The sequence below is a fragment of the Streptomyces sp. NPDC048420 genome (genome assembly GCF_040651535.1).
Taxonomy (GTDB): Bacteria; Actinomycetota; Actinomycetes; order Streptomycetales; family Streptomycetaceae; genus Streptomyces.
The window spans coordinates 325,454-348,193 of record NZ_JBEZKG010000006.1 but is presented as its reverse complement, the minus strand read 5'-3'; the positions used below and the strand labels follow the sequence as shown (position 1 = coordinate 348,193).

Annotated in this window: 19 protein-coding genes; 7 read left to right on the top strand and 12 right to left on the bottom strand. The window is 64.9% G+C overall.

All coding sequences use genetic code 11. The features are described 5' to 3' along the window. The first annotated feature begins 169 nt into the window (after positions 1 to 169). From AB0D34_RS13275 to AB0D34_RS13265, 3 genes are read left to right on the top strand one after another with little or no spacing between them, the layout of a single operon-like run. Positions 170 to 1,405 carry an ABC-three component system protein gene (locus AB0D34_RS13275; protein WP_362660895.1) on the top strand — a complete coding sequence of 412 codons (1,236 nt, stop codon included), beginning with the start codon at positions 170 to 172 and terminating at the stop codon, positions 1,403 to 1,405. 3 nt (positions 1,406 to 1,408) lie between these two features. Further along, positions 1,409 to 1,900, top strand: coding sequence for a three component ABC system middle component (locus AB0D34_RS13270; protein ID WP_362660893.1), 492 nt, complete (start codon positions 1,409 to 1,411; stop codon positions 1,898 to 1,900). A gap of 21 nt (positions 1,901 to 1,921) precedes the next feature. Then, positions 1,922 to 3,871 (top strand): DUF3732 domain-containing protein, encoded by a 1,950-nt coding sequence (locus AB0D34_RS13265; protein ID WP_362660892.1) that lies wholly within the window; start codon positions 1,922 to 1,924, stop codon positions 3,869 to 3,871. Between the two features lie 461 nt (positions 3,872 to 4,332). On the opposite strand, the gene AB0D34_RS13260 is transcribed toward AB0D34_RS13265, so the two are convergent. Beyond that, positions 4,333 to 7,242 (bottom strand): DEAD/DEAH box helicase family protein, encoded by a 2,910-nt coding sequence (locus AB0D34_RS13260; RefSeq protein WP_362661017.1) that lies wholly within the window; start codon positions 7,240 to 7,242, stop codon positions 4,333 to 4,335. Between AB0D34_RS13260 and AB0D34_RS13255 the strand changes: the two genes are divergently transcribed. After that, positions 7,147 to 7,536: a hypothetical protein gene (locus tag AB0D34_RS13255; protein WP_362661027.1), complete on the top strand. Its 390-nt coding sequence runs from the start codon at positions 7,147 to 7,149 to the stop codon at positions 7,534 to 7,536. The two genes, AB0D34_RS13260 and AB0D34_RS13255, sit on opposite strands and share 96 nt — an antisense overlap. Positions 7,537 to 8,280: 744 nt before the next feature. Beyond that, entirely contained in the window at positions 8,281 to 8,538 is a 258-nt protein-coding gene (locus AB0D34_RS13250) for a hypothetical protein (RefSeq protein WP_362660890.1), read from the top strand. A 352-nt stretch (positions 8,539 to 8,890) separates the two neighbouring features. Here the strand turns inward: AB0D34_RS13250 and AB0D34_RS13245 are convergent, their stop codons facing one another. The 7 genes from AB0D34_RS13245 to AB0D34_RS13215 form a co-directional block, all read right to left on the bottom strand. After that, entirely contained in the window at positions 8,891 to 9,085 is a 195-nt protein-coding gene (locus AB0D34_RS13245) for a hypothetical protein (protein WP_327667340.1), read from the bottom strand. After that, positions 9,082 to 9,870 carry a hypothetical protein gene (locus tag AB0D34_RS13240; protein WP_362660888.1) on the bottom strand — a complete coding sequence of 263 codons (789 nt, stop codon included), beginning with the start codon at positions 9,868 to 9,870 and terminating at the stop codon, positions 9,082 to 9,084. The genes AB0D34_RS13245 and AB0D34_RS13240 overlap by 4 nt, the downstream gene beginning before the upstream one ends. Next, positions 9,867 to 11,777: a hypothetical protein gene (locus tag AB0D34_RS13235; protein WP_362660887.1), complete on the bottom strand. Its 1,911-nt coding sequence runs from the start codon at positions 11,775 to 11,777 to the stop codon at positions 9,867 to 9,869. The genes AB0D34_RS13240 and AB0D34_RS13235 overlap by 4 nt, the downstream gene beginning before the upstream one ends. A gap of 155 nt (positions 11,778 to 11,932) precedes the next feature. Next, complete coding sequence (locus AB0D34_RS13230) at positions 11,933 to 12,718, bottom strand: hypothetical protein (protein WP_362660885.1); 786 nt, start codon at positions 12,716 to 12,718, stop codon at positions 11,933 to 11,935. Between the two features lie 118 nt (positions 12,719 to 12,836). Continuing rightward, positions 12,837 to 13,565 carry a Crp/Fnr family transcriptional regulator gene (locus tag AB0D34_RS13225; RefSeq protein ID WP_362660883.1) on the bottom strand — a complete coding sequence of 243 codons (729 nt, stop codon included), beginning with the start codon at positions 13,563 to 13,565 and terminating at the stop codon, positions 12,837 to 12,839. After that, positions 13,562 to 14,056, bottom strand: coding sequence for a Pycsar system effector family protein (locus AB0D34_RS13220; protein WP_362660881.1), 495 nt, complete (start codon positions 14,054 to 14,056; stop codon positions 13,562 to 13,564). The genes AB0D34_RS13225 and AB0D34_RS13220 overlap by 4 nt, the downstream gene beginning before the upstream one ends. Positions 14,057 to 14,424: 368 nt before the next feature. Beyond that, on the bottom strand, positions 14,425 to 14,691 hold the full coding sequence (locus AB0D34_RS13215) for a helix-turn-helix transcriptional regulator (RefSeq protein ID WP_362660879.1): 267 nt from the start codon (positions 14,689 to 14,691) through the stop codon (positions 14,425 to 14,427). A 111-nt stretch (positions 14,692 to 14,802) separates the two neighbouring features. Here AB0D34_RS13215 and AB0D34_RS13210 point away from each other — a divergent pair, with 111 nt between their 5' ends. Then, on the top strand, positions 14,803 to 16,212 hold the full coding sequence (locus AB0D34_RS13210; protein WP_362660877.1) for a site-specific integrase: 1,410 nt from the start codon (positions 14,803 to 14,805) through the stop codon (positions 16,210 to 16,212). A gap of 109 nt (positions 16,213 to 16,321) precedes the next feature. Here the strand turns inward: AB0D34_RS13210 and AB0D34_RS13205 are convergent, their stop codons facing one another. Continuing rightward, positions 16,322 to 17,533: an XRE family transcriptional regulator gene (locus AB0D34_RS13205; RefSeq protein ID WP_362660875.1), complete on the bottom strand. Its 1,212-nt coding sequence runs from the start codon at positions 17,531 to 17,533 to the stop codon at positions 16,322 to 16,324. Next, positions 17,526 to 18,332 (bottom strand): hypothetical protein, encoded by an 807-nt coding sequence (locus AB0D34_RS13200; protein WP_362660873.1) that lies wholly within the window; start codon positions 18,330 to 18,332, stop codon positions 17,526 to 17,528. Before AB0D34_RS13200 ends, AB0D34_RS13205 begins: the two co-directional genes overlap by 8 nt. A gap of 14 nt (positions 18,333 to 18,346) precedes the next feature. Here AB0D34_RS13200 and AB0D34_RS13195 point away from each other — a divergent pair, with 14 nt between their 5' ends. Next, a complete protein-coding gene (locus AB0D34_RS13195; protein ID WP_362660871.1) occupies positions 18,347 to 19,075 on the top strand; it encodes a C-terminal helicase domain-containing protein in 729 nt (242 codons plus the stop codon). Positions 19,076 to 19,685: 610 nt separating this feature from the next. Here AB0D34_RS13195 and AB0D34_RS13190 read toward each other — a convergent pair. Both AB0D34_RS13190 and AB0D34_RS13185 read right to left on the bottom strand, forming a co-directional pair. Next, on the bottom strand, positions 19,686 to 20,024 hold the full coding sequence (locus AB0D34_RS13190; protein WP_362660869.1) for a hypothetical protein: 339 nt from the start codon (positions 20,022 to 20,024) through the stop codon (positions 19,686 to 19,688). 1,067 nt (positions 20,025 to 21,091) lie between these two features. Beyond that, positions 21,092 to 22,603 (bottom strand): MFS transporter, encoded by a 1,512-nt coding sequence (locus AB0D34_RS13185; protein ID WP_362660867.1) that lies wholly within the window; start codon positions 22,601 to 22,603, stop codon positions 21,092 to 21,094. Between the last annotated feature and the right edge of the window lie 137 nt (positions 22,604 to 22,740).

Genomic DNA, 22,740 nt, shown 5'->3' with positions numbered 1-22,740 from the left:
GCCTCGAGCCCTCCCCGCCATCGGCTGCCGTCCCGTGGGGCTCGACCAGCTGGCCAATACCCTGTTGCCACCACGCCGAGCGTCAGATGCATGCCAATTCACACTTTCGTGCGATCACATGGGTAGCTATTGATCAGCCTGGACCGATCTCCCTACAGTGTCGGCCATCGTGACAGAGAAAATGCCTCATTCAGCAGCCGGCCAGATGCTGGGCTACCTCTACCAATGCGAGTGGGCGCTGGTGGAGTTGGCCAGGCAGTGGTTCAAGGAGCCGGAAGCCGAGCTACGCATGGAGATGCTCGACGACATTGACATCCTCCACGGCGATGTGCCAGTGGAGTTGGTTCAGTCCAAGCATCACGGTGGCCAGGGCGAGCTCGGCCCCACCAGTGCCGACCTCTGGCGCTCGATCAATTCCTGGTGCGATGCCCTGGAGTTGATCGGCGATGGTCCGCTACCACTCCTCCGTCTGGTGACGACCCAAAGCGTGTCGTCCGGCAGCCTGTTGGAGAAGCTGCGTGCGGACAGCAGTGTTCGCGACGTCCCTTCGGCCTTGCGTGCTCTGGAAACGCTTGCTGGCGACTCGGAGGGCCCCAAGTCGACGCGCGCCTGGCGGGAACGCTTCCTGCGCTGCACTCCTGTGACGAGAGAGGCCCTGGTCGGCCAGGTCGTCGTCGACGATCTGGCCCCCCGAGTGTCAGAGGTGGACTCTAAGCTCCGTGAAGTGATCGGCGTATGGAAGACACATGAAAGCCAAGGCCAAGACATTCTCGCTGAGTTGAAGGGCTGGTGGTGGGGGGTATCGAAGGAGATGCTTGACCGCTCGGGCTCCCCTCGAACCTCGGTAAGCGCGGAGGAGCTCCGCACGAAGATCGACTATGTGCTGAGCAAGTACGCACAAACCTACTTGCCCTTTGACGACCGCCTTGAGCGGTTGACGGAGGATGAGCTCGCGCAGTATCAGGATCGAGTCTTCGTTACCCAGCTGCGTATCCTGAAGCTGGGCAGGCGTTCTGTCCGCTTTCACCTCGGCGAATATCACCATGCCTGGGCGCACCGGGCTCGGTGGTTGCGCCATCACTATGTGGATCAAGACGAGCTCAAGCAGTTCGAGTCAGATCTCCGCCGTGAATGGGAGCGTGTGTTCTCCAAGTACGCGGATGCGGTGGAAGCAGGCTCCTATGCCGGGGATGCAGTCGCAGCAGGAAATGAGATCCTGGACAGGGCCATGGCTGCCGCCGAGGGGATCCGACTGCGCCCTGGCGTCGATAAGCGATGGGTGTCCCGGGGAACGCTGCACGCGCTGGCGGACCTTGCACTCAAGGATCCCGACCCTGTTGGTTGGCATCCTTCATTCGAGGATCTCCTCCAGGATCTCATCGCGACAGCGGATGCGGAGGACTAGTCCATGTCGACACCGCTGACGCGCCAACTTCCCGAAGTTGCGGCTCTGTTCAATCCGGCCTTCGGCGCGTTCGTGCTGGCGCACTGTGTCGCTGCTCATATGGCCGCCAGCCCAAGCCTTCCTCTTCCTTTTCCAAGTAGTTTTCTCGTTTTGCCTCTTGTGCTACCGCCAGATACTCGTTCAGCTCTGCCGCGTGACGTCCGCACACCCCTGTCCGGGTGGCTCGCCGATAACCCGGTGCTCCGCGCCTCGTTTCCACGCCGAGCCGTGTCATTGACCGAGTACACCCGCACCGCTGAGCGCTTCGGCATTCGACACGGAGCTTTCGTCGTTCGCTCCGGTGGTCTGGTCGTGGAAAGTCAGCCGCGCCGTCCCAATGAGTCCGTTCATGGCGTCGAGCTTGTCGAGTGCACTCGTAAGGCGGCCCTGGTCGGGCGGTGGTTGGCTTCCATGAACCCGGCTACCGCGTTCACTCTACTTGGCCTTCGCCCCTAGCTTGAAGGAAGCCGCTTCAGTATGCACTTGCTTTCCCTTGGCCTCTATCATCGTGATGGCAGGCCCGATCCTCGCACCATCGACTTCAAGCCTGGCGCCCTTAACGTACTCACCGGAGAGTCCGAGACCGGCAAGTCCGCCGTTTTGGACATCATCGAATACTGTCTCGGCCGACAGCAGATCTCGCTTCCTGAGGGAGTGATCACTCAGACTGTAGGTTGGTACGCGCTTCTCGTAGAAATCGGCCCAACACGCCTAATTCTGGGACGTCCTCGCCCTTCAGGGGCCTCCACGAACAAGGCCATGCTGGTCATCGGGGACCACACTCTGAAGCTCCCTACGGCGAATGGGATGACCGTCAATGCCGATACCGATGGCCTACGCACGGAGCTGAGCGCCCGGCTGGGAATCGACGACTTCCGTTTCGAGCCTCCTCCCGGGGCAGAGCGTTATGCGTTTAACGTTTCCGTCGCTCAAGCCGTCTATCTCTGCTTGCAGAAGCAGACCGAGATTGCCAATCAGCAGCTCCTCTTTCATCGCCAGTCCGAACAGGGCATGGCGCAGATGATGAAGGACACACTGCCGTACTTCCTGGGTGCTGCCGGCCCGGAACAGGCTGCCCGTCAACGACAGCTGGTGGAGGCAAACAGGTCGTTGAGACGGATCCAGCGACAGCTTGAAGACGTCGACCGGAATCAAGAGGCAGCCAGTGTAGAACTGCTGGGTCTGGCACGACTGGCCCAGGATGCGGGCATGCTCGCCACCGTCCCGACCGCGCCCAGTGCAGCCGTGCTGGACACTCTTCTGCGAGAAGCGGCTGACGCGGTCACTGATCCATCGATTGCCACCGAAGTCGGCGACGACGGTCTACAGGAACGACTGGCGAACGAGCGCCAGTCTCTTCGTGAGCAGCTACAGGATCTCAATGAAGCCCGTGCCCTCCTCGACACCTGGCAGCAACAGAGCCAGGACCTCACTGGGGAACTACACACGCAGCTCAGTCGGTTGAATTCCTTGCAGCTGCTCAACACCGAATCCGATGCACAGTCCGATACATGTCCGCTGTGTAACCAAGAGCTGCCCGAGCCTGATCCTGATATCGCTCAGCTTAATACTCTGACGCGATACCTTCGAAACGAACTTGACGACGCAGCGGCTGTCCAGCCAACACGCACTCGTCACCGGCAGGAGATTGACGCACAGATCGCGGAGGTGCGGCGAAGCCTCCAAACCAATGCATCAGCCCTCGCGACCTTGCAAGCCAGCAACCAACGCTTGCAGCAACTCAGTGATCAGCGCGCGCGTCGAGCGCATGTCCAGGGGAGAATCCTCCAGGAGTTGCAGCGATCAGCCGCCGAACCAGCCCAGGAGGCGGCAGGTCTACGTCGTCAAGCGGCGCGCATGCGAGAACGCGTCGCTGATCTCCAGGAGCTTGTAGACGCTGATGACGTAGCAGCAGAGACAGAAAGCCGCCTCAGCCGCATCGCCCAGGACATGACCCAGTGGGGACGCGACCTAGACCTGGAGCACGCTGCTGATGCCGAAGAGGTCCGTATCAGCCTTTCTCTCTTGAACGTTGTGCTTCGCACCGAGAATGGCCGTATCCCCCTGACTCGGATTGGCAGTGCCAAGAACTGGATCGGTTACCACCTCGTCGCCCATCTGGCCATCCACACGTTCTTGCTCAAGCATCGACGCCCAGTCCCGCACTTCGTCATGTTCGACCAGCCCACCCAGGCGTTCTTCCCGGAGGAAGTTCATGACGCCGACGCACTCACGGACGCGGACTGGGAAGCAGTGCGCAGCTACTTCTCTCTCATGCGTGACGTGGTCGAGGACAACGGTCGCGGCCTCCAGATCATCGTGTGTGACCATGTAAATCTGCGAGACCAATGGTTCAGGGACGCTGTCGTCGAGAACTGGCGGCAAGGAAAGGCCTTGATCCCGACCGACTGGATCAGCGATACATAGGCATCCATCAGCGCCGAATGCGACTGACCACCGGATCACTCATCTGACTCACTTGGTCGCGCCGACCACCGGCGGGGGGTCGGCGCGACGTTGACGAGAAGTTTTCACAAGGAACCGGGCAGGTCGCCGCGCGAGGTTTCGCTACGGTCCAAAATCGTCTTCTGGGAACCGGGCACACTGGATGTCGTGGTATTTGACTTGGGCCTGACCCTGCACCTCAAGGTCCAGGGACTGGTCGAACAAGCCATCTCCACTCTTAATGCCTCCCACCCAAGGTCCGCGCCGGCGTCGAGTAGGCCTTCGACTGCATGAAGGCCTGGAAGATCCTCCTACGGCCAGGCTGTTAACGCGGTTCCTACTACGCCGTGTGCAGTGACCTGTCTGACTCCGGCTCTCCTTCACGTCTCACTGATCCCAGCTGAAGAAATCCTGCAGCCCTTGAGGTCTGCTAGATCCCGCAGTTAGGAATGGACGATCACCTGGAGGGCGCTGTTGGCAGTATCCACCGCGTACACCTCGGCGCAGGCGAGCAAATGGAGCTGGTCTTCGGAAACACGGGCTTTGGAGACACCGGGCTGAACGATGGTGATCGTGAACTTCGGCTCCAGGAGCGGAGCACGTTGGGCGAGTTCGTAGAGTGTCTGCTCCGTCCCCTTTTCCAGTCCAGACCTGCCTTGGTCTCGGCGGTTCCCTTCGCGGCGGATCAGGTTGTTGAAGAGACGGCCTGGGCGGTGCCTCCATTTAGTGGATTTATGGACCTGGCCGCATACTTCGTACAGATCGATGACTCGGGCACCGGGGGCGTCGCCGTGCGAGTACTTGCAGTGGACGAGGTTCACATGAAGTTGGTTGCCCTCGACGCGGGCGGCGACGATGTCTGCCACTTCACCGGCGCCGTCGTCGTCGATGACGAGGTCCCAGTCGGCCTCGCCAAGGAGGTGTTGAATGGTCCGTGCCTGGATGGAGGTGGGGTCGCGGTCGGGGCCCTGGGACTCCTTGTGCAGGTTGATGCCCGTCCAGTCGATGGTCAGGAGCCGTTCGGGGCTGAATGGTGCCACAGTTCCTGACGGGCGAATGAGGAGCATGTCCGGTTCCAGGATCGCCTCGTCTTCGAAGAGGATCCGTAGACCGTGTTGGTTCAAGTATTCGCTGAAGGGCTGGGTTTGGCGGCTCGTCGCGACTGTTGGTTCGGGACCTTCGCATGTGAAATTGAGGCGGCCGTCCGAGATGATGATCTGGTAGTCGACGCTCCAGTGCGGTGTGTGCAGGGTGAAGCCGATCCGGCCTTCGCGGGTGAAGGTGGTGATGGTGAGGTCGGTGTCGATCACTGGCCAGCTGAAGTTGTCGCGCTTGACTTCCACGCTCTCGGTGGTGTCGAGGAAGAACTGGATCGGCCACTCCAGGGCCAGCGGGACGAGCTCAGGACGTTCCTCGATTTCGGTGGGGATGATGAACCCCTTGAGGACGTCTGCTGGATCGACAGTCTCATCGGTGAGTTTGGCGCCGACTTCGTCGCACCAGTCGACCCAGCGTTTGAGGTTGTGTGCCACGCCGTAGTTCCAGACGCGCCCTTTCAGTGAGGCGCCCACGTTGACGCGCTCGCCGCCTTCGTAGCCGCTGACGAAAATGTTGGTCTGGCTCTTGTTGCGTCGTTCGGCCTCGGGATAGTCGAGGAGGACGTCGGCGCCGACGGCGAGCTGAAAGCGGCGGCTGCGGTTGCGGGCATCGAGGGTGCCTACGTTGGTGGGCACGCACCGCCGGATCTTCGCCATGATCCGGTAGACGACTGACCCCTTGATCCGGATGGCGTCCGTGCCGGCCACTGCTTGGGCGAGTTCTTCGTGAACACTGCTGGTGTTGGAACTGTTGATGTAGAGCAGCCCGTGTGTCTTGTCCCAGTACAGGATGTAGAGGTCGTGCGAGACGTCCTCCAGGCTCTTCACCGTTCCCCAGACGACAGGCTTCCGCTCGCGTGCCACGAGCCAGGCGACCCGGTCTCGTTCGTTGATAGCAACCGGGTAGGTGAGCAGCCGGTCGTCGAAGAACGGCGTGAGTGCTTCGGGCTTCCATCGCAGAGTGCTGGTGCGATAGACGACGGTGCTCATCCGCGGTGCGATGTTCCGGAGTGAGACCTCTTCGGGCAGGCTGGAGAAGGCCTCTTCGAAGTCGCTGAGTTCTTCCTGCTCGCCGACCGCGTGCGCGGAGAGGATCTCGATGACGTCATTCCAGTCGGCGTCCTCGGCATACAGCTTCTTCAAGTTCTCATCGAACTGAGTCTCGGTGCGGTTGACGACGACGGTTGCCGGCCCGACCGAGGTGCCAGCGGTCACGCGAGCGAACCTGCCGATGAACTGCAGTGTGATGCCCAGGCTCTTGTGCTGGTCATGGATTGCCGCGATCTTGAGCGAGGGCAGGTCGAAACCTTCGCCGAGCATGTCGACACAGACGACGATCTTGCTGCTCCGGTCATGCAGCGCATTCAGCGCGGCTTGAAGGTCCGTCTTGCGGCCTTTGCTGTGCAGGATGACAGGGTTCAGGTCGGGGGCGAGCTCCTGGTAGAGCGGCAGGACATCCTCGGCGCGGCCGATCCGTTTGACCCGAGCCATGAGGAGGTGGTCGTAGCCAGCGGCCAGGTCCTCGCGGAGCAGTTCCACGGCCCGCTGCGCAATGGCCCGGTCCGGGTCGAACAGGTCGACCACGGGAGCGTATGTGATCTTCGAGAAGTACTTCTGCTGGTATGCGTCCTTCAGTGAGAAGCTGAACACGAAGCGGCCGCCGAGGTCGGCTCCGTCGCTGCGGAACGGGGTGGCCGTGAACTGGACAACGCGCTTCCCGTCAAATTGATCGCGAATCTCGCGCCAAGTCTGTGCGGTCACATGGTGGGCCTCATCCACGAACAGATGGGTGCATGTCTCGATCAGGGCATCCCGTGCTGCTGGAGAGAAATGCTGCATGACGGATGGCGTCGCCACGATCACATTGCAGTGCGTCGCAAACTCGTGAGCCAGTGCAGAGTCTTGCATCCCGCGTTTGACCCGTCCGACGATCGGCTTGAGTGCCGACTCGGCGACGTTGCCGAAGGCTTGTAGCAGCCCCAGTCCCTCGAACTTGTTCGCCACCTGGTCCCGCAAGGCGTCGGAAGGAACGATCACCAGAAGGCGCTCAACTCGCCCGGCGACCAACAAGGCCACCATAGTCTCGGTCTTGCCCGTCCCCGTAGGCATGACGACCGTAGCGGGCTGAGGCCTCCTTGACGCCCAGTGCCCAAGAACTGCATGTACGGCTCCAAGCTGTGGCTCGCGCAAGCCAGCTACGCCCCGCTGCAAGTCCTCTTGGCGGAACCGGAAGGCTTCATCGAACGAGGCATGCACCTCGGCTGGGTCGACAAGGTCGGCCGCACCATTCGGAGTCACGAGGCGCCAGGCAATGTTGCCTTCAATAGTGCAATGCCTGAGCCGGCCGGAGGGATCCACTCCCATGACGCCTCGCACGAAGTAGGTGACTCAAGAAGCTACTTAAGGATCATTCACCAGCAATTTTATCAGCAGTCACAACTTGCCCTTGGCATCGCCGTGATGAGCGTGGCGCCCCAGCTGATCGAGCTGAGGAGAGGTCGGTGCTGGGCAGCGCCGACCTGGCGTCGTGCGGTCGGGCTACCTGAGTGAAATTGCCGAGCTTGCGACCGCCCGGTTTGAGGGCCGAGTCGCTGAGATGGAGGCTATGGCCGAGTTCGCCGCTGCACCTGACAGTGGGTAGTAAGGGCAGACAGGTCTACGGTCCCCGACTACTGGCGATGGCTAGCGCCTGCATGGTCGGAAAAGACCGCGCTCATGGTACAACTCGCGCTGCACCCTCCACAGGGCTGAGACAGGGACCGGGTGTGGACCACATGGTTGGCTGCCCCGGCTGTGTGCACCCTCTCTCTCCTGGGCATTCCCCACGTCACTAGCCGTGGGTTGCTGTTGGCGCTTGGCGGAGCCATCCGCCGCATGCGCTCATCGAGCAACCGCCCGGAGCTAGCAGGCAGTAGCCGTTGCCTCCGACGTGCTGCGGGGCGGGGTTCTCCCCTGGGTGGTCACCGTCGGCGAAGCAGCACGCACGACTTGCCTTCAAGTCGCTCCGCGCGACGCTTACTTGAGTAACATGGTGGGCACTAAGGCTCTTCACTTGGATCACGCCCGGCGGGAATCGGTGCATGTCCAGGCGAAGCCCTTAGGGGTGCGGGAGAGCAACCCGTGCCACCTGGGCCCAGACCAGGCGTTAGCTTCCAAGACGCAGAGCTGATGACTAGTCCCCCGGGAATCCCCAACGCTCCGAACCAACCAGGGACATAGCCGCGAGGAGGATCGTCGTCGGTAGGCGCTGACACCGCTCAGAGGATTTTGCTAAGCGTCGGCAGTCTCTCAGTCATGACCGCGAATTCGCCGGTCGAACTGAGGCTGCCCAGCACCGGTTTGACCGCCAAAGAGAGAAAGGCGCTCCAACCGGTGGAGTGGTACTCATTCACTCGCTTCTTCGTCGAGGGCTTTAGCCTGCTCGGCCTCGTCATCATGCTGGCGACGGGGCTCCTGCGCCAGATTCCTGAGCTTGCCCGCGAATGGCGGAAGGCTCGAAGAGCGCTCCGCCATTCGCCCGCAGAAGACCAAGATGACTCTGAGCCCTCTTGAGGCGCTTGGGGTGCCGATTGCGTTGAGCAGAGAGCACAAGTGCAACGGCACCAGCGCGGCCAGTCTGAGAACAAGCACGCCCAGCCCGCCCGAACCCGGGACGCCCGTCCAGGGAGCCTGAGAGCCGTTCACAGTCCCACTGACTGGATGCGCTGGCCGCCGTTTTGAAGAAGAGTTCCTCGCTCGCGAGGATCAGAGTCTCATCCGCGACAATAGGCTCGGATGTCACGATTCTCTGAAGTGCTTCCTCAGCTCAATCGACCGATCCTGCCCGTTCTTGGTGCCGCTTCCCCGTCGAGGGAGCGGCACCGGACCCGGATCCCAGCGGAACACTTGGTTAGGAGGGCTCCGCTCATTGCATTTCGTCGCCGGGATCTTCGGCGAGGTGTCCGTGGTGGCGGTACACCATTTCGTCGGGATGCCGTGTCACCCGTGCGAGCCGCCAGGCCGCGTCGTAGGACATGCGGCGGGGTTCTTGAGCACGTAACCGCAGGGCCAGGAGGCTGGTTGCCGGGTCGAGCAGCCAGCGCAGGGCGATCAGTTTCATCGTCCTGCGCCCGTCCCGGCGAGGGGGTCGGACGTGCCCGTGTCGCCACTGCTACCAGGTGCGTCGGTGGTGGCCGGGTCGTCCGACGCTGCCCAGGGGGCATCGGTCCATCCCATCTGTTCTGCGACGGTGCGCACGGTGGTGGTGAATCGTGCGTGCTGTCCGGGGTCGTTGCCCAGCTTCTCCCAGACGTACAGGACTGTTCGGGCGATGCGTTCGGCCTTGGACTGGATGTCGTCCGCTGCACCGACCAGCGGGAGGATCTTCTCGTTGAAGTCGCCCCAGTCGAGGGTCTCCAGCTGGTCCAGGTGGCGTTCGAGCCACCACATCCGTGTGGTGTCCGGGGTGTTGAAGACTGCCTGGCGGAACAAGTCGCGGCGCTCCTGCTCCTGTTCGAGCTGAAGTGTCACGTCACGCAACGCGTCCTGGAATCTCTGTGCCCGGCCGGCGTCCTGCTCGGTGAGCATCAGGGTGATGCGTGCTTTCAGCCAGAGTCCCGGGGCGTCCTCGGTGGTGTGCCAGTGGGCAGCCGCGAGCGTGAGGTTCTCCTGTGCGGTGTCGAGCTGTTCAGGACGGTGATCTTGGGTGATGCCGCGTCCGAGTTTGTCCAGGGCAAGTCGTGCTGCGGCTCGGGCGGAAGCGGTGCCGTTGGCTCTGATGTGGGCGGGGGCCTGGTAGGTGAGGGTGCCGCGGGCGCAGAAACGGATACCGGGCAGCGAGGTGGGCCACTGCGATCTGATCCGGCAGCGCCGCCTGCTCCACCAGGGGGCAGGTCCTTGGCTCAAGGAGACGATGCCTCCTTGGAAGCCTCGTAGCGGTTGACTGCTTGCACGAGGACGTCCGTCCAGAACGGGTGGATGGCCGCTTCCTCCGTCACCATGAGGCGATCCAGACGGGGGCGCAGGCTCGGCGGGGTAAGGATGTCGGCGAGCACGTCCAGCAGCTGCTCCCTGCGCTCGGGGTCGTCCTCGAAGCGCTGGTGCCACTGCTTCAGTTGCGAGAGGGCCACGTCCACGGCGTCATCGGTCAGCAGCAGGCTCTGCCACGCGTGGACGATGCGCAGTCGGGTCTCGGGGCTATCGGTGTTGAGGATCAGGTCCGTTCCCTCGCTGCTGGAGACGAGGGCCAGGAAGGCGCCGAGGGTCTGTCGGCGCAGGTTCGCATCCGCCGGGCGGCGTTCCATGTCGCTGAGCCATTGATCGATGGCCTTGAGTACCTCCGCCGGCCGGTGCACGGTCAGCTCGCGGAAGGCGTTGGCCAGGGTGACGGAACCGTAGCCGGCGCGGCCTGCCGCCTTGCCCAGCCTCGTCAGGGCGAGCGCTGGGTACTCAACACCCCAGGTACCGCCGCAGATCTCGATGACGAGCTCGACCTTGGACTCGGACGGGCTCCTGGCATCCATCCACGTACGCAGACGGTCCCTGACGTAGCGACCGAGTTCGGCATCACCGGCGGCTTCGGTCAGCGCCTCCACAGCCAGCCAGCGTCGGGCGCCGACGAGGCCGTCGGCCAGGCCGTCAAGGATGGTCCGGTCGTGGCGGTCCACCGCGAGGCGCAGCAGGGCCTTGGCGACCAGGCGGGCATCGTCTTCCGGGATGATCCGGTCCGCGGCGATGCCAGTGGCCCAGGACCGAAGCAACTCATGCTGGGTGGGGAACTCGTCCCACAGGTGCCGCAGGATGGCCGAGGGCAGGCCGTCCTTCTTCTCGTCGTGGAGGGCCAGGTTTCCGTTGCTGGTGATTTGTGCGGCGGTCAACCGGCTTGAGGTCGTGGCGTCCGTCAGGACGTTGGCAGGGGTGCGGGCAAGTCCCAGTCGGGTCAGGAGGTCGTCGGCTGCACGGATGACGGAACTGCGTTGTCCTCCGTGCAGGAGGGCACCGGCCCAGACCGTGACCCGGATGGACAGCAGTTGGGCGTCGCTCTGATGGGTCCGGTCTTTGCGCAGGAGCCTTTCGACGTCGGTGTGCCAGTCGCCGAACTCGATGATGATGTCCGGGATCTGTTCGGGGCCCGACGCCTGGATGAGCTTTCCGGCCAGAAGCCACGCCGCGCGCGCGGACGGATTGGCCTCCCAGATGCCGGTGAAGGCGGTTTCGTTCAGCCAGGTCACCCGCTCGCCTCGGCGGTGGGCGGTGAGTTCCGCCGTCACGAGTGCCTTCGCGTCGGGTGATTCCAGGCGGACGGTGAACGGCAAGGTGGGTTCGGCCCAGTGGCCGAACCAGTCCGCGGGGGTGGCCAGGATGACGAGGAAGCAGCCCTTCTTGCGGAGGTCCTCCCCGTGGCGGACGAGGCCACTGCCCAGGTGTTCCTCGGGTTCCTCGGGGAGATCGGAGAGATCGAGGACGTATCCGGCCGCACTGTCTTGCGGCAGCGGCTGCACCGACGGTTTGGACCACTCCGGGTCGAGTTCGAACAGGGCCAGCGGGCTGTTCGTCGCGGTGCGCAGCAGGCGTACCGCGGCAGTGCGGCGGCCGGTGCCGGGGGGTGCGCACAGGACGACGATGCCGTACTCGTCCAAGTGCTTCGAGGCAGCTACCCAGGGTTGTGCGGTCCGCGGTGGAACAAACCGGCCCTCCTGGCTCGCCTTGTAGGCCGGGTCGGTCTCGGTGATGGGGACGGGGATGACCTGCTCACCGTTGAGGTGCAGGTTGTAGGCCTGGATGCCGTGCTCACCAGAGTGACTGAAGCTCACTGAGCGGGACTGCGGCTGGCCGTTCGGCTCGCCGCCTTCTGACGGTGGAGGAGAGCCTGCGGGCGCGGTCGGCTCGGTGCGCTGCGCTGACGGTGGCTCCGCCATCGGGAATGTGGTCTCCGCGCCTTCTTGCTGGCCCTGCTCGTTGTCGATCATCACTGCCCCCGCCCAGAGCCGAAGTGGTTGTATGCCTGGATGCCGTGCTCGCCCGTGTGGCTGAAGCTCACCGTGCCCGGGGCCGTGGAAGCCGGCTGAGGGGATGCTCCGTGTGCCGGGACCGGCGGCTCTGCGGGCGCGTCCGTGGTGTCGAGGGGTTCGAAGATGTCGGGGTCCGCGAGTCGCCAATCGAAGCCGGGGATGTGGACATAGGCCGGCTGCTGGAACTTCTTCACCTTCACCAGGTGGCGCATGAACTGGTTGGGCAGGACGTCGCCGTTGACGCAGCCGCTCTCGAAAACGTCCTCGTAGACGCGTTGCGAAATGATCACTGCGGTGTTGGTGATCTCCGGGTTCGCACGGTTCAGCAGGGTGCGCAGTGCATCGTCGTCCAGGAGCCGGTGGGTGTGCACCATCGGTACGCCCAGTCCGCTGTGCGGCAGCGGGCCGACATGGATGCTGACCCGGAGCTGCAGGGGCGTGCTGGCGGGGCTATCCGCGCGGCGGCGGCCCAGCGCCTGCCTCAGGGCACTGGGGAAGCAGCCCACCAGCGCGGGCAGCACCTCCGGGTCCATGCCGGCGACGTAGCTGTCTCCGGCATGTTGGCCGAACACCCGCAGGTGCCACTGAGCGCTCACGTTGCTGGCACTGAGAGCCTCGGACAGCAACGGCAGGATGTCGGCGTTCACTTGCTGCATGCCCTTGCTGTCCAGCGCACTGAAGTTGCGGGCGTCCACGGCCAGGACGGCCCGGTAGGGCCACAACGGTTCCCAGGACGGCAACATGTGCCGCTCCTCTCGTCACGTGGGGTGTGTGCCGCCGCGTAAGTCGCGGCGGACGCCACACTCGTGGAGAGGCGAGGGCGCAATAGTCCAGCGTTGGACGGTACGGGGGTGCGGTGGGTCACATCGCGGCTGTGGCGTCCTTGCGGCTTTTGCCGCGGGGCGGCTCTTCGCCCCGGGCAACTGCCCTGAGGCGATCCATGTCTGTGATGACGAGGCGCCGGCGGCCGAGTGTGAGGATGCCGGCTGCCTGAAGCTCAGCCAGGGCCGCAAGCGCGGATGAGCGGCGCATGGCTGCCATGGTGGCCAGTTCCTCGCGAGGCATCCCCAGTTCCACCAGCAGGCCCATCTCCCCCTGGGGACGTCCGACTTCGTCCGCGAGGTGGCTCACCACGCGGGCCACGCGTGGCGTACAGGGCAGATGCACGAGGTCCGCCCGTAAGCGTTCGTGGTTGTGCAGCCGTTCGACGGTCAGCTCGTAGATGACTGACTCCAGGCGGTGGCGTTCCACGTAACCGCGGAAGGCATGCGCGGGCAGAACGACTCCGGTACAGCGGCGTGCCGCCGTGACGGTGGCTGAGCGTGGGCGACCGAGCAAGGCGCCCATTTCCCCGAGGACCTCGCCCGGTCCACGCACCATCAGAGTCAGCTCGTCGCCGCACTCGTTGCTCTGTACGACCTTGACCAGGCCATCGACCAGTGCGATCACGCAGTCGGGTGACTCGCCCTGGGCGAGGAGCACGTCGTTGGACGGGTAGGTCCGGCGGCGTCCGCGCTCGATCAAGTCACGCCATACGTCGGCGGATACCAGGGAGCGGAAGTTCATCGTGGTGCCCTCCTGGTGTGTCATGCGATGACGGTTGCCAGGCCGAAGGCGGCGCAGCCGGCAACGGCCAGCATCAGGGACCACTGCACTCGGCGGTGCTTGTTCCAGGCGATCTCGCTCATCACCACCACCTGCCGGGACAGCGACGACAGCGGGTCCTTGTTCCGCAGTGCCGCTTCCAGTACCGCGGGGTCCATGTGGCGGACGTGCCCGAAGTACAGGAAATCGTCGTCGTGCTGTGGCCCTCGTCGTTCCTTGCGGAGGTTGGGTGAGATCGCCCAAGCCGCGCAGCTGACTCCGGCCACCATGAACAGGACGCCGATCCACAACAACAGCCGCGGCACCGGGGAGTCGAGATCACCGGCGGCTCGCTTGGACGTCGCAAGCAGCCCCAGGACAGCCAGTGCCGTGGACTGCATCGTCAGGGCGAACGACGCTTTCGAATCAGCCTTGGCCGTCCAATCCGCCACAGCTGTCTGAATACGCCACGCGGTCTCCGTCGGCTCGTCCGCCATCTAGCCATCCCCCCCAGCTGTCAACCGGGCATTCACTCGCCCGTCCCGGGCTGAAGTCTGAGCGCAGCGAGCGGGCGGAAAACTTACTTATGACACTTTGGCCGAGAACGGGCATTCGCCCGCGCGGAGCCAGAATCCCCCAGGTCCCGACGGAACAGCAGCAAGTTGGAACCCGGCTCAGGCCGTCCGGCTCCGTGAGCGCCGAGACCCGCAGCAGACAGGGAGGGCGTAGATCCGACGAGCTCGGAAGCAGGGACAGCGGCCCACCATGCCGGATTCGGCAGCGCCTTGCGGCTCACCGTTCCATGCGTCAGGACCGGGTTTGCAGCATCTCGCTCGCGGCCGGTCCCATAAAGCAGGAGAGCCGCTCAATTCCCGGTGTCCGCCCCGTCGGTCGCCCCAACGACACCTTCGAACAACCGGGCCGGCGCGACGTTCAGGCCGGAAGTGATGCTCAGGATCGTCAGCACGCCCGGATTGCGCCGACCGTGCTCGATGTAAATCAGTCCGCGAAAGCTCAATCCACTGCGTTCGGCGAGCTGTTCCAGGCTGTAGCCGTGCTCTTCTCGAAGACGCCGGATTTGCAAGCCGAGAGACACAAGTCGCGGATCCGGCAGCGATTGACTTTTGGGCACACAGTGACTCGACCGTCACACTATCGAGCTGCACCATGAACAGCTGTGCATAACTACTGCGTGTAGCGGAAAGTATCGCTCCAGCTGGTCCGAACCGAGCCTTTACGCACCGTGCGCGAGGTACGCCTCGACAAGGCACCCGTCACCGAGGTGGACCTCGGACGCCCCCGGGACACCAGGTCGCCCGTCGGCGCGAGCGCCGAGCGACTTACTCAGGATGTAGCAGGCAATACCGATCTATGGGCGGAAAATTTGAGCAAGCCAACCGAGCCATTCGATCGCTGGCACAAGAGATATCCGAAACCGGAACGCGGTGACGAGCCCTGCCGGTGCGGAACCAGAAAGCGCCCGCTGTATCCGTCTGCGGACCACGGCCGAGGCCGTCGCTGGCAAGCGCGCTACACCGATGTTGCCGGCAAGGAGCGACGAACTTGCCTGGTCACATGGCAGGAAGCGCGCGACCACCTGGAGCGGGCGCTCGCAGACATCGACAGTCAAAGATCATCAAGTTCCATCGGGGGCAGGCGCGTTGCATTCTTCGCGACCCAGATGATTGAAAGGAGGCGCAAGCGACAGAAGAACGCCAATACGTCCGATGCCTACGAAAGTCATCTCCGCAACCACGTTCTGCCGTTCGCTGGAAAGCGGAGGGCCGACACCCTGTGCCGTCGGGATTCCGTGTCATTCGTCGACTATCTGCTCGACAAGCCTGGAATCCATTCACCCAGCACGGTCAGACAGGTCTTCAAGACCTGGCGCATTCTCATGCACTACATGGTCGATGAGGACGTCCCGCTCCCGCCCAACATCGTTGCGCGCATCGAGCTCCCGGAGGTCACACCTCGGGTCGAGGTGGCGCTGTCGCCCGTACAAGTCGCAGCAGTCGCAGTGGCGATGCGCCAGGTAGCGCCCCGCTACGAGGTCCTGATCTGGCTCGGAGCGTGCGCCGGCCTGCGTCAGGGCGAAGCCTTCGGACTGAGGCGAGGTCAGGTGGTGTGGGAGCGAAGCCTGCTGCGCGTCGTGGAGCAGCGACAGCATGGCAAGGCTGTCCGCCTCAAGACCAGAGCCAGCTACGCCACGCTGCCAGTGGATCGATTCCTGATCGAACGGCTGGCTGAGCACGCGGTGCAGTGGTCCGGGCCGGAATCCGCTGCTCCGTACGCGGGGCGCGGCGGGCATCAGCGCGCCTCAGCTGATCCGACGGACGAAGACCTGATCGTTACCAATCGGTTCGACCGCCCTGTCCTGCGTGCCGACTTTTATCGGAGATGGCGAAGGGCTGTGGTGCAGGCGGGACTGCCGGAACGGACCCGCTTCCATGACCTCAAGCACTTCTACACCAGCATGCTCGGCGCCTCCGGCGACCACGACCCGAAGACCGTACAGGCGCTCTCCCGGCATGCCGAGTTCTCCGAGACCTGGGACACCTACGCCCATCCGCCACTGGCGGTGGAGGACGTCACCGTCACTGCGTTCGGGGCCGCGTTCTCGGACGTCGCTGACGTCGATCGGGCCGCTTGAGGATCTTGCCCTTGGTGAGGGCGGCATCAGAACGCTGCCCTCACCGCCCGGGATAACTCGCTGGCCTTCCGGCGATCCAGCCGGCCCCCTTTTTTTTGACGCAGCCTTCTTAGGGCGCGCTACCGACCAGCCGGAGGGCCGGCCGGTCTTCCTCGGCGCCGAGCATTCGACGAACCTGGGGCACACTCCAGGCTAGTTCACGTGCCAGTTCTGTGATTGTCATGCCGTGGTCGCAGGCAAGGGTGAATGCCTGAGATAGCAGCGCGGGCTGCTCGCTGGGGTAGCCGGCGAGGGGGTCCGGAGCGAATCCGGGTTGCCCCTGCAGACCGTGCAGGCGCTGATAGGCGCGGCTCGCCGCTGAGTCCGACAGGAGGCCGAGTTCTCGGCAGCGGTACAGCAGGGAGTGCACCGATACCCCCCAGGCGTCGCGCAACTGCGACAGCTTGTGTAGGTCAGCTCGTGCTGGCAGTTCGGGCAGGATCGACTCGCGAGGTGTGAGGAACTCCGCCGCGAAGGCATCGGCTTCACGTTCTTGGGGGATGTCACCAGGGCTGGCGTCGCCGTGCAAGATCAGATGGCCCAGTTCGTGGGCCGCGCTGAAGCGGTGGCGGTAGACGTCGTCGGTCCTGTTCGGAGTCAGTACGATCAACGGTCGAGGAAGGCGTGATGTGGAAAAGGCGTCGACGGATCGTAGATCCTCGTCGCGCTGCGGGGTGATCACCACTATTCCGCGCGCTTCCAGCCGCCGGATCAGGTGGGTGATCGGCCCGGCGCCCAGCCCCCACGCGACTCGTAGCGCTCGGGCGGCGGAAGCTGGGTCGCTGGGTAGTTCGGTGCCCGAGAGGACCTCCCCACCGGCGAAGCCGGGCAGGTCGACCACCGGGAGCCGGACACGCTTCTCCAGTGCGTAGGTCAGCTCCCATGCCTGTTCGGTGAACGCGATGGCTTTAGCGCGTTGGTAGGACCGCGTGTTGCGCAGGCTGCGGAAATGCGCAGCCGAGGGATCCAGCCGTGCGTGGGGGCGTCCCGACAGGAAGTACGTCAACGGCACCTCCAAGATCTCCGCCAACCGGGGCAGGAGGTCAGGGCGAGGCCGGTTGGTGCCCATCTCGTACTGACTCACTGCGGCCGGGGTGACGCCAAGCTCGTCGGCCAGACGCCTCTTCGTCATCCCCAGGAGGTTGCGCGCCTGGGTCAGCCGGGCGGGATCGAATACCTCGTGTACTGCGGCTGGGGAGGGCTGTTCCAGACCGGCGCGGCCTTTGCGAGCGTTGCGGGTGCCGGGTGCGGTGAACAGCGGTGGCTGGGTCTTTTCACTCATCGCCGTCTTCTGTTTCGGGGGTCGTCGGTTCCTGTTCGGCGGACGGCAGCTTGGTGACCTCGAAGCGCGGTGTGACATCCAGCGAAGGCACCTCGCCCCCGGCGAAGCCCTGTGTGGGGATGGCGGTGCCCGCATCGTGCAGATCACCGCGAGAGCTGCGGGAGCCTTGCACGGTGGCGATGCTCAGGTCGAGCCGCTCGGGCTCCCACAGCATGGTGCCGTCGTCTTCCAGCGAGTACGGCGTACCCCACCAAGCAGCCAGAATCTCGTCGCTGTCGGCGTTGGCCGCATACGCGACGTAGATCACCGTCAGCTTCTCTGCTTTGGCCGCCGCGGCGGCTTCGGCCACCGTTGGATTTGCCTCCGCTTCGGTGGTGTCGGGGGTGTCAAACAGGGTCGGAGCGGGGTCTACGCCGTTGTCACGGGACACCTTCTGAGGGATCTTCGTGGTCAGCTTCGCGCTGGAGATCGGCTCCTTCAGCGATGTGGCGTGCCGGAAGGGGATCAGCACGCGCCCGTTGACCACCGCCAGGCTGTACGACGCCCCCTTGGGCTTGCGGGCCTCGTACCCAGGTAGCGAAGCCAGCTCGAATTGCGAGACGACTTGGTGGTAGCGCGTGGCCCACATGCTGCCGTAGGGACGCTTGTCCTCAGCCCCCGCTGCCTCGGCCGTCACCTGAACCAAGCGGGCCGCCTTTTGGCCACGTGTCAGCCCGGTGACGACATGCCGCATCACCTCCGCGGCGTGCTCACCGAATTGCTCGACGGCCCACCGCGACGGCGTGACGTCACCAGCCATGATCCCCTCCCAGGGTGCGAGCCACTTACCGAACAGGCGTCAAAATAGCACAGACGCTTAATTTCCGTCCGCCAAATGCCCGCAGTGTCAGGCGGCTTGCCTGCGGCGCTCATGGCCAGAATCGGCACCCGGAGACGGTCAAGCCGCAAGCCGACGAACTCCGCGACCAACTGCGGCAATACGACCAGCAACGCGTGCGCGTCGGCACCGTGCACACCTTCCAGGGCGGCGAACGCGACGTCATGGTCTTCACCCTCGTCGCGGGCGAGGGCATGCACGCAGGCGCCATCGGCTGGGTATACCGCCAGCTCAACCTGTGGAACGTCGCCATCACACGCGCCCGCAGCCACCTCATCGTGGTCGGCGACATGAACCTGTGGCGCGAGCGGGGCGGTGTCGCCGCCGAGCTCCTGAACGCCGCCACCGCAAGCGGCCCCCGCGCCGACGACCGCGCAGCAGACGACCTGATCCGGCGCCTCTACCAGGCCATGTCCCAACAGCCCGGAACGACAGTGGCACTCGGCGAAACCGTCAACGGTCACCCGGCCGACCTCCTCGTGCAGCCCCACGATGCTGCCAGCCCGTACGCGGTCCTGCTCGATTCCGGCCCGGACGACGGCGTTGACGAAGCCCGCCACCTGCGCGTGATGCTGCGGCGCCGCGAACTCCTGGACAGCGGTGAACAAGATGGCCAGGCCCTGCGCTACCCGGCATGGAGGCTCTACGACACCAGCATCGGCTGATCTCGCGGCGCTCCTGCGGTGCGGGTTACTTCCCGTACGCCTGCTTCCAGCGTGCCCGGTGACGGGCGTCCCCCTGGCCGCGACCGTTCACACTGCCCAGCGACAGAAGGAGCGTGCCGTTGTTCCACAGGACAAGGTGATCGCGGTGCTGGCGAGAATGCCATGCTCCACCGCGACTTTCTCCGACACCCCGCTGAATCTCGTGGGTCGTCACGAACACCGCCACATCGGCCTGGAAGTGCACCCTGGTGCCCAGCAGGTCGGGCAGCTACGACTGGCGATGCTGCTGCTGGGCGCATACCGCTTGCACTGGACCACCATCGTCCGGCCATCCGGCAGACGCCCACGCCTGGTAACCGCACCAGCGAGGTGGTCACCGCCGTCGTCGCCACTTGCGTGGCCGCCGGGCAATCGTTGTTGGTGGCCTCCACCAACAACGAAGCCGTGAAGCGCAAGGTCGGCGCGCGACCGACGCGGTGCATCGCAACGGTCGTCCTCGGGCGCATTCCACTGACGCCGCTGGTGCATAGGTGCCGTCCCGGACCGAACCCGGCGTACAGCCCTGCTCGTCTGCTGCTCTGCATTTCCGCACCCATGAGGGCTGGGGCTGTCAAGGCCGTGGAAGACCGTCCCAGCGTGTGGAATGCGCGTGCGCTGGGCAGTTGGCGCCGTTGGGCGGGGTGCCCAGCGCCGTGGTCCCCCGGCTGCGGTCGTGCGGAGAGGACTCGCATGCACCCATTCGATCCCGCCCGTGAGGCTCGATCAGCCAGCCCCAGCCGAATGCGGCCTCGAACGCCACCGGCGTGCCCGAGGGAAGGTCCCCGATCACGCCCAGCACGGCCTCCCGGCCGTTGGGCACGTTCCTGTTTACCGCTGTCCGGCCGCCCTCGTCCATCACGGCGATCTGCGACCGGCGGCGGTGCACATCGATTCCGACGTAAGCCTGCATCGCGGGCCTCCCAACCCCGACTCGGCTCCCCCTCCGAAGGGTGCTCCGAACGCACCGGAAGGGGAAGCCCCAGCCCTCATAGGGTCAGGTCAGAGGCCATGATTGTCGGCTAAACAAATCATCGGGGTCGGGTATCGGGGTCGAATCCGCGCCACCGGTATCGTCCATTTCGTCTGCTGCCTATCCCGCATATCCAGGCATTCCGGGTGTCAAATGCGGTCCGGTGCCGCTCCGTAGCAGACATCTCGGATGCTGATGTACTCGGAAGTACATGTACGAGCTGTCTCCTTGCTGACCCGCCCGGTCGGAATCCGCGCATGGATGGCGCGCGCCCTGCGGTGCGGCATATCGAGGCAGCTAGACTGCAGCGGAATCTGGCAGTGATCATTGGCGGGAGTGCCTGGCTGAATGCTTCTGCCGCGAAATACCACTGGTTCCTGGGGTGTCGCTCCTTATGCCGAGATTGGGATCAGGGCCGTGAAGTCCTTCGACAGCCGACGGTACCGTCCCGGCAAGGCGAACGCCCGCTCTGCCACCCCATGCCGCGGGACCACCGGAAGAGGGGAATGTCGGAGGCGGTTGCCCCGCCCGGGGCCAGGCATGGAAGCCTGCGCCCGCGGTATCCCTGGTCCGCCCCCACGTGCCGAAGGGGCACGGGAAGGCATCGGCCGCCCGGGGAGACCAGCCCCGCGGCGCCGTCGCGATCGCCGACGCTCGCAGGGCTCATGCAGACCACTCCCGCTTACTGACCCCTGTTGATTTTCATCCTGCGGTCGGCCAGGGGAAGGGGATGGCCGCTCCCTGGTATCGGTAGCGCATCGTGTGTACCTTGCCGGGATCGAACAGTGTCCGTTCCTCCCCTGCTGGCCACCATTGCCCACCGCGCACCCTGTTGCCGACGCCCGGGGAGCATCCGTGCGCCCCCTGCACAGCTACCGAACAGTGCAGTGCCCGGGACGTGTGGCGGCCATGGTGGCCCGGCTTCGTGCGGGTGGCCTGCCATGCGTCTCCCTGTCATGCGGAGACGGCCCGCGAGGAGTTCCTCGCGGGCCGTCCCTGGCTGCTTCTCACATGTGGACGACGGGTGCCGCGTCGGGGTCCTGCTCGGGCACTCCGCGCCGGTAGAGGACGACGCTGACGACCAGGCCGGCGGCGAAGAAGACGGCCGACCACCAGTACGCGGTGGAGTAGGCCTCAAGGCTGGCGTGCGCTTGGACGAGCGGGTCCTTGGGGTCGCGACCGATCATGTAGTCGGTGGCGGCGCTGGTGGCGAGGGTGTTGAGCAGGGCTGTACCGATCGAACCGCCGACCTGCTGCATGGCGTTGACGGTGGCGGAGGCGACACCGGAGTCCTCGGTGTCCACGCCGGCGACGGCCAGGCTCATGGCCGGGGCGATCACCAGGCCGAGGCCGAGGCCCGCGACGATGAGCGCCGGCATGACGTCGGCGGTGTAGCTGCTGTTGAGGCCGAGGGCGGTGAGCCAGGCCATACCGGCGGCGGCCAGGCCCATGCCGAGCGGGACCACCGGCTTGGGGCCGATGCGGGGGACGAGCACGCTGGTGGCGAGGGTGGAGGCGACCATGAGCGCGGCGACCATGGGCAGGAAGGCCAGGCCGGTCTTGACGGGGGTGTAACCGAGGCTCTGTTGCAGGTAGTAGGTGAGGAAGAGGAAGACGCCGAACATACCGGCACCGCTGATCAGGACGGCGACGAAAGAGGCGCCGCGGTTGCGGTCGAGCAGGATGCGCAGGGGGAGCAGGGGGTGGGAGGACCGGGTCTGCCACCACGTGAACACGGCGAGCAGGACGGCTCCGGCGATGAGGAAGCCCCAGGTCTGCGGGGAGCTCCAGTCGTGGGACTCGGCGTTGGAGAAGCCGTAGACCAGGCTGAAGAGGCCGGCGCCGACGAGAACGGCTCCCGGGATGTCCAGGGAGGTGGTCTTGCTGCGGGCGGTGCGGCGCAGCAGCATCATGCCGCCGATGAAGGCGACGGCCGCGAAGACGAGGTTGACGTAGAGGGTCCAGCGCCAGTCGAAGTACTCGGTGAGCAGGCCGCCGAGGAGCAGGCCGATGGCGCCGCCGGCGCCGGCGATGGCGCCGTAGACGCCGAAGGCCCTGGCACGTTCCTTGGGGTCGGTGAAGGTCGTGGTCAGCAGTGACAGTGCGGCGGGGGCGAGCAGGGCACCGAACAGGCCCTGCCCGGCGCGGGCGATGACGAGCATCTCGAAGCTGGTGGCGGCACCGCCCAGGGCGGACATACCGGCGAAGCCGACCAGGCCGACGAGGAATGTCATCTTGCGGCCGAACAGGTCCGCTATGCGTCCGCCGAGCAGCAGCAGACTGCCGAAGGCGAGGGCGTACGCGGTGACGACCCACTGCCGGTCACCGTCGGAGAAGCCCAGATCCTTCTGCGCGGAGGGCAGGGCGATGTTCACGATGGTGGCGTCCAGGACGACCATGAGCTGAGCCACACCGATGATGGCGAGGATCCACCAGCGATGGTGGGGCGGTGACTCGGCCGCAGGGAGTGGGGACACGTTGGTCGTGCCGTCACGGGCGTCGGTGCTGGTTTGGGACATGGCGGGGCTCCAGACGAATTGAGGAGGAAATCGTGGTGGTGCGTTGCGGGACGGCTGCGTCGTCGGAGCTCGTCGCGTGGTTCGGGTCGGTGCGCGGCAGCCGGTGAGCCGGCCGGTGCTCCGCGCGACCTGGAGGC

What these genes read in the sequence shown, in the direction of transcription:
- AB0D34_RS13270 (WP_362660893.1), top strand. Translation starts at nt 1,409, where the DNA reads ATGTCGACACCGCTGACGCGCCAACTTCCCGAAGTTGCGGCTCTGTTC.
- AB0D34_RS13265 (WP_362660892.1), top strand. Translation starts at nt 1,922, where the DNA reads ATGCACTTGCTTTCCCTTGGCCTCTATCATCGTGATGGCAGGCCCGAT.
- AB0D34_RS13255 (WP_362661027.1), top strand. Translation starts at nt 7,147, where the DNA reads ATGTACGGCTCCAAGCTGTGGCTCGCGCAAGCCAGCTACGCCCCGCTG.
- AB0D34_RS13250 (WP_362660890.1), top strand. Translation starts at nt 8,281, where the DNA reads ATGACCGCGAATTCGCCGGTCGAACTGAGGCTGCCCAGCACCGGTTTG.
- AB0D34_RS13245 (WP_327667340.1), bottom strand. Translation starts at nt 9,085, where the DNA reads ATGAAACTGATCGCCCTGCGCTGGCTGCTCGACCCGGCAACCAGCCTC.
- AB0D34_RS13230 (WP_362660885.1), bottom strand. Translation starts at nt 12,718, where the DNA reads ATGTTGCCGTCCTGGGAACCGTTGTGGCCCTACCGGGCCGTCCTGGCC.
- AB0D34_RS13225 (WP_362660883.1), bottom strand. Translation starts at nt 13,565, where the DNA reads ATGACACACCAGGAGGGCACCACGATGAACTTCCGCTCCCTGGTATCC.
- AB0D34_RS13220 (WP_362660881.1), bottom strand. Translation starts at nt 14,056, where the DNA reads ATGGCGGACGAGCCGACGGAGACCGCGTGGCGTATTCAGACAGCTGTG.
- AB0D34_RS13205 (WP_362660875.1), bottom strand. Translation starts at nt 17,533, where the DNA reads ATGAGTGAAAAGACCCAGCCACCGCTGTTCACCGCACCCGGCACCCGC.
- AB0D34_RS13200 (WP_362660873.1), bottom strand. Translation starts at nt 18,332, where the DNA reads ATGGCTGGTGACGTCACGCCGTCGCGGTGGGCCGTCGAGCAATTCGGT.
- AB0D34_RS13190 (WP_362660869.1), bottom strand. Translation starts at nt 20,024, where the DNA reads ATGCAGGCTTACGTCGGAATCGATGTGCACCGCCGCCGGTCGCAGATC.
- AB0D34_RS13185 (WP_362660867.1), bottom strand. Translation starts at nt 22,603, where the DNA reads ATGTCCCAAACCAGCACCGACGCCCGTGACGGCACGACCAACGTGTCC.